Source organism: Bacillus sp. JFL15 (genome assembly GCF_001184225.1).
Lineage (GTDB): Bacteria > Bacillota > Bacilli > Bacillales > Bacillaceae > Bacillus > Bacillus siamensis.
In genome coordinates, this window is sequence record NZ_KQ236689.1 from 3,244,970 (window position 1) to 3,259,906 (window position 14,937).

The 14,937-nt window shown below is 50.1% G+C and carries 1 protein-coding gene; it reads left to right on the forward strand.

The genetic code is table 11. The annotated features are described in order from the left end of the window. Nucleotides 1–5: 5 nt before the first annotated feature. Entirely contained in the window at nucleotides 6–14,936 is a 14,931-nt protein-coding gene (locus tag AD710_RS16300) for a non-ribosomal peptide synthetase (RefSeq protein ID WP_049628508.1), read from the forward strand. The last annotated feature ends 1 nt before the right edge of the window (nucleotide 14,937 follow it).

The following is a 14,937-nucleotide window of genomic DNA, read 5'->3' on the forward strand; positions in this document are numbered from 1 at the left end:
GCTCTATGAAAAGTGATATGAAGGCAAGCGGGTTACTCAAGCCATCTGTCAGCTATGGAAAATCATTGCGGCTTTCAGCGGATCAGCCGATGACGATTCCTGAAGTCCTGCATAAAACCGCCGCCGCAGCGAATGATCAAAAGGGCATCACATATATACAGCCTGACGGCACCGAAGTGTATCAGACTTACAGCGGTTTGAAAAAGATCGCTCTTTCGATTGTGAAAGGACTCCGCCAATCAGGCGTGAAAGCCCATGATGAAGTCATTTTACAGCTCAGTGACAATTCTCAGCTGATTCCTGCCTTTTGGGGCTGTGTTTTTTTAGGAGCGATCCCGGTTCCGCTTGCGGCCGCTCCGGCTTATACAGAAATGAACAGCGGGACGCAAAAACTGAAAGACGCTTGGACGCTTTTGAATCAGCCGTATGTCATCACAAGCCGTGAAGTGCTGACGGAGATGACTGAATGGGCGAAGGATCAGGAGCTTTCTGGGTTCTGCGCTTTGGCGGCAGAAGATCTTTCCGCGCATGAAATGGATACAGACTGCCATTATCCCCGTCCGGAAGATCTGGCGATGCTGCTGTTGACCTCGGGAAGCACGGGCACGCCGAAAGCCGTGATGCTCAGCCATGAAAACGTCGTCTGCATGGTCAAAGGAAATATTCAGATGCAAGGCTATACAAGTGAGGATGTCACGTTTAACTGGATGCCTTTTGACCATGTCGGCGGCATCGGAATGCTTCATCTGCGTGATGTTTATCTCGGGTGTGAAGAAATCAACATACCGAGTGAATCCATTTTGATGGACCCTTTAAAATGGCTCGATCTGATTGATCATTACCGTGCTTCAGTCACGTGGGCGCCCAATTTTGCCTTCGGACTTCTCGCCGATTTCGCAGAAGAGATTCAAACGCGGAAATGGGACTTATCCTCCATGCGTTATATGCTGAACGGAGGGGAGGCCGCGGTTGCGAAAGTCGGACGCAGAATTATGGAGCTTTTAGAGCCGCACGGTCTGCCGGCTAATGCCATCCGTCCCGCATGGGGAATGTCTGAAACGTCTTCAGGGGTTATTTTCTCAGATGAATTCACGCTGGAAAACACGAGTGATGACGACCGCTTCGTGGAGATCGGTCTGCCGATTCCGGGGTTTAATATGAGAATTGCGGATGACCGCAATCAGGTGGTGGAAGAAGGAGAAATCGGCCGCTTCCAAGTGTCGGGTCTGACTGTGACGAGCGGATATTATGAGCGGCCGGACTTAAATGAGACTGTCTTTACAGAAGACGGCTGGTTTGAAACGGGAGATCTCGGATTTCTGCGGGAAGGCCGTCTGACGATAACGGGCCGCACGAAAGATGCCATCATTATCAACGGTGTGAATTATTACAGCCACGCCATTGAATCAGCCGTTGAGGAATTGCCGGAAATTGAAACGTCATATACAGCGGCATGCGCCGTCCGGCCGAATCAAAGCACGACAGATGAGCTGGCGATTTTCTTTGTGACATCCGTTCCGTTGGATGAGAGCCGCCGGACGAAGCTGCTTCATCACATTCACCAGCATGTGACACAGCGAATCGGCGTCACCCCTGACTATCTGCTTCCGGTTGCGAAAGAAGACATTCCTAAGACGGCAATCGGAAAAATCCAGCGCACCCAGCTGAAACATTCATTCGAACAAGGGCAATTTGCTTCATTACATAATAACGGGCAAGAAGACGGCACTTCGGAATCAGCTTCTAAAGAGAAAGAAATTGAACGGGATTTTATCCGCTTTCTGAAAGAGGAACTTTCCATCGCGGATGAACTTGTTGATTCAAATACACCGCTTCAAAGTCTTGGCGTCAATTCGATTAAGATGATGAAACTCGCCAGATCAATCGAAAAAACGTATCATATCCGGCTGACGGCAAGAGAGCTGCACAAAAACCCGACGATTGGCGCTTTAGCCGCTTATACTGCTGAAAAATCGGCAAGCATGTCCGCTGACCAACACCCGGCAAAAGCCGAACCGCCGGCAGAACGGGAGAGCAAACAAACGGCGCCAGCGCTTTCAGAAGTTCAAAAAGGGCTGTGGACATTGCAGAAAATGTCGCCGGAATCGGCTGCATACCATGTCCCGCTCTGTTTCCGATTCACATCAGAAATCGACAAAGAGAAACTGAAACAGGTGTTTCAGCTTGTATTAAAACAGCACTCGATACTCAAAAGCGCCGTAAAGGAAACAGACGGCGGGTTTTATTTTGCAGAAGCGGCTGATCCTTTTGTATTTTCGGAAGAAGATATTTCTGACGTAAATGAATCACAAATATCAACTCTGATACGAAAAAAAGTGAAAGAGCCGTTTGTCAAAGAAGGCGGGCCTTTGCTGCGTGTGCAGCTGCTTTCAAAATCCATCTCGGAACATTATCTTTTAACGGTCATTCACCATATCGTGTTTGACGGTATTTCATCCATTACATTTATTCACAGTCTGCTGGATCACTATCAGGCGCTGCTGCAGGGAGAAGAATTTACAGCTGGTGCTTCCGTACATTCAGATTACGCGGTTTGGGAAAAGCGGTACTTGGCAAGTGAGGAAAGCAAGAAAGACCGCGCTTACTGGATGGAACAGCTCGGAGGCGACCTGCCCGATCTTCAGCTTCCGCCGATGCGCACGGACAGCAGTGCTCCGGAGTTTACAGAAGAAACGCTGACACGCAGGCTTCCTGAACGGCTGCTGAAAAATGTCACGGCATTTGCCGCATCGCGTTCGATTCATTTGTCCACCGTCATGCTGAGCTGCTACATGGTGCTTTTAAGCAAGTATACGGATAAGGAAGATATTGTGACAGGCATGCCTGCAATGGTCAGACCGGAAGAACGCTTTGACGGGGTGATCGGCCATTTCCTTAACATGCTTCCCATCCGGAGCAGAGCCGGACGGAAAGAAACATTTGCTGACTTTGTTCAAAAGGTGCAGGATGCGGTTTTGGACGGACTGGATCACTCATTTTATCCGTTCCCGAAAATGGTGCGTGATGTTCATGCGACACCTCGGCAGAACGGTTCGCCTATTTTCTCTAATGCTTTTTTCTATCAGAATTTTTTGCAGCATTCAAGCTATCAATCGATGCTTGATGAATACAAGGAATTCTCCTGTGAGTTTGTAAAAGGCATTCATCAGGAAGGGGAATATGATCTTGTATTTGAAATGTGGGAAGAAGCATCGGGCATGGATCTTACGATTAAATACAGCACTGAATTATTTGATGAAGCCGGGGCAGCCAGACTTTTTAACCAATTTGTACAGGCAGCAGAATCTTTGACGGCAAACGCGGATATGCCGCTTGAGAATGTTTCTCTCATGGCAAAAAGCGAGGAGCAAAAGATTTTTAAGACTTGGAATGAGACAAGCCGCGAGTATCCGGATGCCTGCTTCCATGAATTATTCGAACGTCAGGCGGCAGAAACGCCTGATGCCTGTGCGGTTATATATGAACAGCAAAAACTGACATACCGTGAACTTGATGAAAAAAGCACGAAACTGGCGCTCTATTTGCAGGCGCACGGCGCGGGGCCTGATGATCTCATCGGCATTTATACAGATCGTTCATTGCATATGGCTGTCGGCCTTCTCGGCATTTTAAAAGCCGGGGGAGCGTATGTGCCGCTTGATCCTTCTTACCCCGCTGACAGATTGGAATATATGATTGCTGACAGCAGGATCTCAATGTGCCTGACGACAGCTGATTTAGAGCACTCTTTGAACTGGGGAGGCGTACAGACAGCAGCCATTGATCGGGATTGGTCTGATATTGAAGAGACCGCGGGGGAAAGAATGGCGCTGAAACGGCTGGTGACGCCTGAAGACCTGGCGTATGTCATTTACACGTCGGGCAGCACAGGCAAACCGAAAGGCGTTATGATTCCGCATCGGGCGCTGACCAATTTCTTGATCTCGATGGCGCATGAACCGGGGCTTTCGTCCGAAGATAAACTGCTTGCCGTCACGACATATTGCTTTGACATCGGGGCATTGGAGCTGTACCTTCCCTTAATCACAGGAGCGGAATGCCATATCTGTAAGACAGAAGTCACAAAAGATGCCCGGAAGCTGAAAGAATTGATTAAGGAGTACAAACCGACGATCATGCAGGCGACGCCGTTTACGTGGAAAATGCTCTTTCATTCCGGATGGACAAATGAAGAAAAGGTGAAAATCCTTTGCGGCGGTGAGGCGCTTAGCGAGCAATTGAAGCAGCAGTTTCTCGATACGAAAAGTGAGGCTTGGAATATGTTCGGGCCGACAGAGACGACAATCTGGTCCGCGGTGCAGCGTATAACGGAAAATGAGAGCGCGCTTACGATCGGGCGCCCGATCGCCAACACCCGTGTGTATATGATGGATTCCAACCTCAACCCTGTTTTAGAAGGGGTGCCGGGAGAGCTTTGTATTGCGGGAGACGGATTGGCAAGAGGGTATTTCAACAAGCCTGAGCTGACGGACAAAGCCTTCGTCAGCCACCGGCTGGAACAGGGATCAAAGCTTTATAAAACAGGCGATATGGCGCGTTTTCTTCCCGGCGGCCGCATTGAATACATGGGACGGATGGACAGCCAAGTCAAAATCCGCGGCTATCGGATTGAACCCGGAGATATTGAGAGCCGGCTGAATGCCCATCCGGCCGTACAGGAAAGCGTTGTTGTTGTAAACAATCACTCCGGAAATGAAAAGCTTTGCGCATTTTATATCCTGAAAAACGGAGAAAAGCTTCCGTCTTCAAAGGAATTGCGCAGGCATTTGAAACAAGCGCTGCCGGCCTATATGGCGCCAGCTTCCTTTATCCGTCTTGAAGAGCTGCCGCTTACGCCGAACGGAAAAGTTGACCGCAAGCTTCTTGCAGCGCGCGATCTGACAGAGAAAAAGCCGGAAACAAAAACATTTTCTTCATCTCATATTCAGCAGGCGGTGCTTGCGATTTGGCAGGACGTATTAAAAAGCAGTGACATAGCGCTTGATGACCGCTTTTTTGATGCGGGAGGGGATTCGCTCCTTGCCGTAACTGTCACTGACCGGATGACGCAGGAACTGGATTGTGATTTCAGTGTGACGGAGCTGTTTGAATACGCGACGGTAAAAGACATCAGCCGGTATATCGCTGAACAAAAACCGCCAGAAGCCGTTTTTGCATCTGTATCAGAAAAGAAAGTGAATGCAGAAAACCGCAAAAACCTGATGGGGAAATTTCCCGATTATTATGATGAAAGCGTCGCGGTTATCGGTATATCCTGTGAGTTTCCGGGAGCGAAAGACCATTATGAGTTTTGGAATAACATCAAAGAAGGCAAAGAAAGCATCACCTTCTTTTCAAAAGAGGAGCTCCGCCGTTTCGGTGTTTCTGAAGAGCTGGCTGATCATCCCGGCTTCGTCCCGGCTAAAGCCGTTTTAGAAGGAAAAGAAATGTTTGATCCGGGTTTCTTCGGCTTTTCACCGAAAGATGCGGAATATATGGATCCTCAGCTGAGAATGCTTTTGCTCCATTCATGGAAGGCGATTGAGGATGCGGGATATGTCTCAACAGACATTCCGGAAACAAGCGTGTATATGTCTGCAAGCGCCAACTCTTACCGCAGCCTGCTGCCGGAGGAGACGACAGCACAGCTGGAAACGCCGGATGGCTATGTGTCATGGGTGCTTGCCCAAAGTGGGACGATTCCGACGATGATTTCTCATAAACTCGGGTTGAAAGGGCCGAGCTATTTTGTCCATGCCAACTGCTCATCTTCTTTAATCGGCCTGCATTCGGCTTTTCAAAGCCTGCAGTCCGGCGAAGCCAAGTACGCCCTTGTCGGCGGTGCGACCCTTCATACGGAATCAAGTGTCGGGTATGTTCATCAGCCTGGGCTGAATTTTTCAAGCGACGGGCATATTAAAGCGTTTGACGCGGCTGCTGACGGAATGATCGGCGGTGAAGGGGCCGGTGCCGTGCTTTTGAAAAAAGCGTCCGATGCCGTTAGGGACGGCGACCATATTTATGCGCTGCTGCGCGGAATCGGCGTCAATAACGACGGAGCGGATAAGGTCGGATTTTACGCGCCGAGCGTCAAAGGACAGGCTGAGGTCATTCAGAAGGTCATCGATCAGACGGGCATCCATCCTGAAACGATCGCGTACGTTGAAGCTCACGGCACGGGAACAAAACTCGGCGACCCGATCGAACTGTCCGCGCTTCAATCTGTGTACGGCCGATATACAGATAAAAAACAATACTGCGGCATCGGTTCAGTCAAAACAAATCTTGGGCATTTGGATACAGCCGCCGGAATGGCGGGCTGCATCAAGGTCGTCATGAGCTTATATCATCAGGAAATCGCGCCGAGCATCAATTACAAAGAGCCGAATCCTCATCTTCATTTAGAAGACTCTCCGTTTTACGTTGCGGAAGGGAAAAAAGAGTTAACCCGTGAGAACACAGCACACCGCATGGCTTTAAGCTCTTTCGGGCTTGGCGGAACAAATACACATGCGATTTTTGAAGAATATCCCGAGGTGTCTGAAGCAGCAGAATGGACAGGTCCGTACATTATTCCGCTGTCTGCCAGAAAACAAGACCGTCTGAAGGAGTACGCAAAACGGCTGCTGGCTTTTCTCGATGCAAAAACGGACGCCGATCTTGCGGATATTTCCTACACTTTCCAAGTCGGAAGGGAAGCGATGGAGGAGCGTGCGGCCTTTATCACAAGCAGCGCTGCGGAGCTGAAGCGGCAGCTTGCCGATTTTATCAATGATAAGCCGGCTGTAGAAGGCTGCTTCAGGGGAGAAAAACAGCAGGCAAAAGACATCGCCTGGCTTTCTGATGATGATGACAGCGCTGAACTCATTGAGAAATGGCTTGCGAAAGGAAAAGGTTCGAAGCTATGTGAAATGTGGAGTAAAGGTGTCGCTATCAATTGGCACAAGCTTTACAAAGACAAGCATCCGAAGCGGATCAGTGTGCCGGTCTACCCGTTTGCAAAGGAACCGTACTGGCCGAAAAAAACTGAAACGAAAACATCTGCCGCACATACCGAAATCTCAGTTTTACACCCGCTCGTGCAGCAAAATACGTCAGACTTGGCCGTTCAGCGGTTCAGCTCACGGTTTACAGGTTCTGAATTTTTCCTGAAGGATCATGTGGTCAGAGAAAAAGCGGTGCTGCCGGGAGCGGCATATTTGGAAATGTCTTATGAAGCGGTAAAACGGGCGCTTGGCGGCTTATTAAAGGACCAAGACAGAATAACGCTCCATCATACGGTCTGGATGAAACCGATCGTCGTTCACGAACAAGAGCGCCAAGTCCATATTGCGCTGTTTCCTGAAGAAGACGGCATCATCTCGTATGACATTTACAGCGTAAACGCTGACGATGAAGAAGTGCTGCACAGCCAAGGACGGGCTGAAATCATAAAGGCAGACCGAGAGCCTGAGGCAGACCTTTCTGCCATACAAAGCAGGTGCACAGCGGACATTCTAGATCCGGCGTCCTTTTACCGGGAAGGCAGGAGCAGGGGGATGTTTCACGGAAAAGCCTTCCAAGGCATTAAGTCCGCCTTTATCGGTGAAAGAGAAGTGCTTTCTGCCATACAGCTTCCGGATTCTGTTTCTCATACGAACGGACAATTTACGCTTCATCCGAGCATCATTGATTCGGCTATTCAGACGGCCACGATCTGCATTATGCAGGAGTTTTCCGGACAAAAGCTGATTCTGCCGTTTGCGCTGGAATACCTTGAAGTCATCAAAGCGTGCACGCCGACTATGCGGGCGCATGCACGCTTCAGCGAAGGATATCAAACCGGTGATTCCGTGCAGAAAGCCGACATTGACCTGTACGACGAAACAGGAGCGCTTTGCGTGAAGGTGAGAGGCTTCTCTACGAGAGTGCTTGAAGGCGATGCAGAATCGGCTCAGCCATCCGGCTCGGAAAAGGTCTTGTTTACACCGGTGTGGAAAGAAGCTGCGGCATCCGAGAAAGCTTCTGTCCATGCTGATGAGCATTTGATCATTCTTTGTGAAGATGCAGTTCATCTAAAAGATGAAGCGGCATCCGGCCTGAAAGACGCCGAACTGCTGATTGCGGAAGGTGAGGGCGGAACAGCCGCTGAACGCTTCCAAACCTATGCGCGGATGATCGCTGAACACATCCGGCGGATTATGAGCGAAAAAAGGCAGGGCCGCATTCTGATTCAGACCGTTATTTCAGCAGACGGCAGCCAGCAATTGTTTGCCGGATTAACAGGTTTGTTAAAAACAGCCGAGCTGGAATACGGAAAACTTGACTGTCAGCTCATCGAAATAGATTCAATCGGCGAAATGCCGGCTGTCGCTCAAAAACTGAAAAACGATAGTCATCGGCCGCATGATAAACACATCCGTTATAAAGGAGAAAAAAGGTATGTGAAGGCCTGGGAAGAAATGCATCCTGCAGGAAGCGGACCCGTCTGGAAGGACGAAGGCGTATACCTGATTACCGGAGGCGCCGGAAGCTTAGGTTTGATGTTTGCAAAAGAAATCACTGATCGCGTAAAACACCCGAAGATCATTCTGACTGGCCGCTCAAATGTGACAGAAGCCAAGCAGCGTGAAATCGCCATGCTTCAACATGCAGGCGCACATGTCATCTGGAAAAAGCTGAATGCGGCAGACCGGCGGGAAAATGAGGCGCTGATAAAAGAGATTACGGCGGAATTCGGGGAGCTTAATGGAATTATTCACGCTGCGGGCGTGATACAAGACCGCTTCCTGCTGCAAAAAACGAACGAAGAATTCCGGGAAGTGCTGGATCCGAAAGTGATCGGCACCGCTTATTTAGATGAAGCCAGCAAAGACTGCAGCCTTGACTTTTTCGTATTGTTCTCCAGTGTCTCCGGCGTTCTCGGTAATGTCGGGCAGGCTGATTATGCCGCCGGAAACGCGTTTATGGATGCGTACGCCGCTTACAGGCAGTCCCTTACGGAGAATGGTCTGCGGCACGGAAAAACGGTCGCCTTTAACTGGACGCTGTGGAAAGATGGCGGTATGCAGGCGGGAGACGAGACGGAGAGAATGATGAAAAAAGCTTTCGGCATGGTTCCGCTTCAAAAGGATGCCGGCCTGTCTGCATTCTATGAAGGTCTGGCTCAGGAAAAGCCGCAAGTGTTAGCAGCTGAAGGCTATAAGGCAAAGTTAAAACAGACGTTCCTATCCATTTCTGAAGCTGACAAGCAGCAGGAGAAGACGGCAGAGCCTGTATCAGCCGTTTCATCAGGCAGATGGCACGATTCGCTTATCCGAATGGTCAGTTCGATTTTAAAAGTCAGCCAAGACGAGATTGATATCGATACGGAGCTGAGTGAATACGGCTTTGATTCTGTATCATTTACCGTTTTTACGAATCAATTAAATGAGGCGTATCAGCTGGAGCTGGCGCCGACGATCTTCTTCGAGCACGGCACGATCCGCAGTTTAGCGGAATATTTGACAGATGAGGATGCCGGCTCTCCTTCTCAGCCGGAAGAAAAACAAGATGAAGAGGAAGCTCTTCCGATGCTTCATACCGCTTTGACAGACATGGTAAGCGGAATATTAAAAGTCGGCCGTGAGGATATTGAGATTGAGACGGAATTGAGTGAATACGGTTTTGATTCGGTAACGTTCACCGTCTTTACAAATCAATTAAATGAAGCGTATCAGCTGGAGCTGGCGCCGACGATTTTCTTTGAGCACGGGACGATCAGCGGCCTGGCCGGATATTTGGCAAAAGAGCACCCGGGCCGTTTCGGTGAAAAGAAGAAAGAGACGCCGAAAAAAGAGCAGCCAAAAGCCCATAAGCCGAAAACGCAGAGAAGAAAGCGTTTCGCGACGGTAATGCACGCTGCGGCAGAGACAAAAGAACCGCGCCGCTTTGACCCGGTTGCGATTGTTGGAATCAGCGGCCGATTCCCGGGCGCGAAGGACATAGAGGAATTTTGGCGCAATCTGAAAGAAGGAAAAGATTCTATCACAACGATTCCGAAAGACCGCTGGGATTGGGAAGCGTTTAGTGGCGACCCGAATCTTGAAGGGAATAAAACGAATATCAAGTGGGGCGGCTTTATCGACGGAATAGCTGAATTTGATCCGCTGTTCTTTGGAATTTCACCGCGGGAAGCCCAATATTTAGATCCGCAGCAGCGGCTGTTATTGACTTATGCGTGGCGGGCGATAGAAGATGCGGGCTGTAAGCCGGAGAGCCTTTCCGGCACAAATACGGGCGTCTTCATCGGAACCGGAAATACCGGTTATAAAGATTTGTTCACAAGAGCCGGTCTTGCGCCGGAAGGACATGCAGCAACAGGCAGCATGATTCCTTCCATAGGTCCGAACCGTCTGAGTTATCTGTTAAATCTTCACGGGCCGAGCGAGCCGATTGAAACAGCATGTTCAAGCTCGCTTGTGGCGATCCATCGGGCGGTATCCGCCATAGAAAACGGAGAATGTGACATGGCGATTGCCGGAGGGATCAATACGATTTTGACGGAAGAAGCGCATATCAGCTACAGCAAAGCAGGCATGCTCAGCAAAGACGGAAAATGCAAAACCTTTTCCAAAGACGCCAACGGGTATGTCAGAGGAGAAGGCGCGGGCATTCTGATGCTGAAGAAATTGACAGATGCCGAACGGGACGGAAATCCGATTTACGGCGTCATCCGCGGGACGGCTGAAAACCACGGCGGCCGGGCGAATACGTTAACCTCGCCGAATCCGAAACTGCAGGCTGACTTATTGGTGAAAGCATACCGGAAAGCGGGAGTAGACCCGAGCACCGTCACTTATATTGAAGCGCACGGTACAGGAACGGAATTGGGTGATCCGATTGAAATAAACGGTTTGAAAGCGGCGTTTCACGAGCTGGCGAAAACAAATCAAGAGCCTGAAGTCTCCGGTCACCGCTGCGGCATCGGTTCGGTCAAAAGCAATATCGGCCATTTAGAGCTTGCCGCGGGAGTATCAGGCGTCATGAAAGTGCTTTTGCAAATGAAGCACAAAACGCTGGTGAAAAGCCTTCATTGCGAGACGATCAATCCTTACATTCAGCTGGATGACAGTCCTTTCTACATCGTGCGGGAAAATCAGGAGTGGACCGCTGCGGAAGATAGAAACGGAAATGCGATTCCGCGCCGGGCCGGGGTCAGCTCATTTGGCATCGGCGGGGTCAACGCCCATATTGTCATTGAAGAGTATGTCCCGAAAGAAACCGCTCAGCCTGAGCACAGCCCGGAAAATCCGGCAATCATCCTTTTGTCAGCCAAATCAAAAGAAAAACTGTTTGAACAGGCGCAGCAGCTGCAAAAAGCGATCCGCCAAACGCCGTACACAGATCAAGACTTGGCGGCTGTCGCTTATACGCTGCAAACCGGAAGAGACGAAATGGAAGAGCGTCTGACCATTCTTGCAGCGACGATGGCGGAATTGGAAACAAAGCTGGAAGCATTTACGGAAAATGAGAAAAACATCGCCGGACTGTATACCGGCCAGTCCCACCGCAATAAAGATACGTTTGCACTGTTTACGGCGGATGAAGATATGGACATCGTCATTGACGCCTGGATCAGAAAAGGAAAATTCGCCAAGCTGGCAGAGGTATGGGTGAAAGGCGGCGTGTTGAATTGGAACCGGCTGTATGAAAAAGGCACGCCGCGTTTACTCAGTCTACCGTCTTATCCATTCGCAAAAGACACGTATTGGGTGCCTGAGAATCCTGACAAAAATAAGGTCCATACAGAGGAACGGATCAAACGTATTCTGACGAAACAATGGGAACAGAGCCCGCTTGAACTGCGTGAACCGTATACACGCCCCGTTGCGATTTTGACCGGCGGGGACACGATCAATCTCGCAGAAGAAATCGCAGCGCATATCCCGAATCACCGTATCATCACCGCATCAGGCTTTACCGGTGAATATGACTGGCATGCGTTTGACGGAGTCATCGACCTCCTCGGCGCAGCGAAAGAAGATTCTGAAGACATGACCGGTATCCAATGGCTTCAGCAATTGATTGAGCATGGGCATAAAGAAGGAATGACACTGCTTTGTGTCACGAAAAACCTTGAGTCAATAGAAAAAGAGGCCAATCAAATAACAGGAGCAAAACGGGCCGGTCTGTACAGAATGCTGGCGTACGAGTACAGCCATCTGTCATCAAGGCATCTCGACCTTGAAGGAGCGCTTTCGGACGACATATTGGCGAAGCAAATTGCCGATGAGTTTCATGCCCGTACTGATGATGCGGAAGTATGCCGTAGAGGCGGCGTGCGTTACCGTGCCGTATTGAGAGCCTCAGAAAACATAGAGATGAAAGGCGGGCGAATTGATTTTCCGCACGGCCATGCGCTGCTGATTACCGGGGGCACGAGGGGGATCGGTCTTTTATGCGCACGCCATTTTGCCGAACATTACGGAGTGAAAAAACTGGTGCTTACCGGCCGTGAGACCCTTCCGCCGCGAAATGAGTGGACGGGCCGCCTGAATGAGGTGCCGGATTCTGTAAAAGCGAAAATTGAAGCCGTTCTTGACTTGGAATCCAAAGGTGTACAAGTGAAGGTATTGTCAGTCCCGTTAGCGGATGAAGCCGGACTGAGACAAGAACTGGATCAGATCAAACAGACGCTTGGACCAATCGGCGGGGTTATCCACTGCGCGGGTATGACCGATAAAGAGACGCTCGCATTCATCAGAAAAACCGATGAGGATATACAGCGTGTGCTCGAGCCGAAAGTAGACGGGCTTCAGGCGTTATACAATGTGCTCAGCGGTGAACCGCTCAAGTTTTTCGTCCTGTTTTCTTCCGTGTCAGCTGCGATACCGGCGCTTTCAGCAGGACAGGCCGACTATGCCATGGCCAATGCGTATATGGATTATTTTGCAAACTCATACAAAGAGCAGCTGCCGATCGTAAGCATTCAGTGGCCGAACTGGAAAGAAACCGGAATGGGCGAAGTAACGAACAAAGCTTATAAAGAGAGCGGGTTATACAGCATCACGAATGCAGAAGGATTACAGCTTCTTGACGGCATACTTCTCTCTTCAGCCAGGGGCCCTGTGCTGCCGGCCGTTTTGAATCCTAAGCTGTGGAAACCGGAGCAGTTCATGCGGCAAAGCAGCCAGGATAAGCCGATAAGTCCGGCTGCGGTAAAACCGAATAAAACAGCTGATTCGGCTGCGGACAATGAACAATTAACAAAGAAAACAGAAGAGTGGCTGACGGGATTATTTTCTGAAGAGCTGCGGATTGACCAGGATCAGCTTGAGACAGACGTATTATTCCAAGATTACGGAGTGGACTCCATTATCCTTGCCCAGCTTTTGCAGCGGATCAATCGGAATCTCTCAGCATCGCTTGACCCGTCCATTCTGTATGAATATCCGACGATTCAATCTTTCGCAAATTGGCTTCTCGATGGATATACAGAAGTTTTGTCAGATCTGTTTGATATGGCGGCGGGGCCTGTTATGAAGGCGCCGGCTGAGCCGGTAATTGAAACACAAGCCGTTAAGGCGGAAGAAGAGCCGGCCGGAAAACAGATTCACGGGGAAGATATCGCGGTCGTCGGCATGTCCTGCCGGTTTCCCGGGGCAGCTTCCTTAGAGGCATACTGGTCACTTTTGGCTGAAGGCCGTTCAGCCGTCCGTCCTGTCCCGGCTGAGCGTTGGGGTTTGAAGACACCTTATTACGCAGGAATGCTTGATGGAATTCATCAATTTGATCCGGATTTCTTTCTGCTGGCTGATGAGGATGTGAAGGCAATGGACCCTCAAGCTTTGGCTGTTCTGGAAGAATGTCTTAATCTGTGGTATCACGCGGGCTATACGCCGGATGAGATAAAAGGAGAGGCAATTGGTGTGTATCTTGGCGGACGGAGCCGGCACAGACCGGGTGAAGAGAAACTGCTGGACGCGAAAAATCCGATCGTCGCGCTGGGCCAGAACTATTTGGCCGCAAATCTCTCTCAATATTTTGATATGCGCGGCCCGAGTGTTGTCCTCGATACGGCTTGCTCTTCTGCTTTAGTCGGAATGAATATGGCCGTGCAGGCCCTTGCAACAGGAGAAATAAAAGCGGCCGTTGTCGGCGGTGTAAGCCTGTTTGAATCTGAAGAAACCCATAAATTGTTTGAACAGCGCGGCATTTTAAGTGCATCGCAGTCGTTCCATGTATTTGACGAACGCGCCGATGGAGTCGTACTGGGTGAGGGTGTCGGAATGGTTCTTTTAAAAACCGTGTCTCAGGCCGTTAAAGACGGAGATTCCATTTATGCCGTGGTGAAGGCGGCTTCTGTCAATAATGACGGAAGAACGGCGGGGCCGGCTACGCCGAGCCTTGAAGCGCAAAAGGCCGTCATGAAGACAGCTCTTGAAAAAAGCGGAAAACGGCCGGAAGACATCACTCATATTGAAGCGAACGGCTCAGGTACGGTCGTCACTGATCTATTAGAACTGAAGGCCATTCAATCCGTCTACCGCACAACAGATGGCGGACCGCTCGGAATCGGATCTGTGAAACCGAACATCGGGCACCCGCTTTGTGCGGAAGGAATTGCAAGTTTCATAAAAGTTGTGCTCATGCTGAAAGAAAAGAGCTTTATCCCGTTTTTATCAGGTGAGCATGAACTTGCACATTTCGACAGAGAAAAGGCCAATATCCAGTTCAGCCGCACTCTGACAGACTGGCCGTCACCAATACCGGCGGCAGGAATAAACTGCTTTGCCGACGGCGGAACAAACGCCCATGTCATTGTAGAAGCGTGGCAGGAAGACGAAGGACGCCGAATCAAGCGCCATCCTTTAACACCGCCTGCATTAAATAAGCGGCTGATTTCGCAGGGCAAAGAAGAAACGAACGAAAAAGCTGCGGCAAACATCTGGGATACCTATGAAGTGGAGGTTTAAC

Coding starts and splice junctions, on each gene's coding strand:
- AD710_RS16300 (WP_049628508.1), top strand. CDS start 6: ATGAAAAGTGATATGAAGGCAAGCGGGTTACTCAAGCCATCTGTCAGC.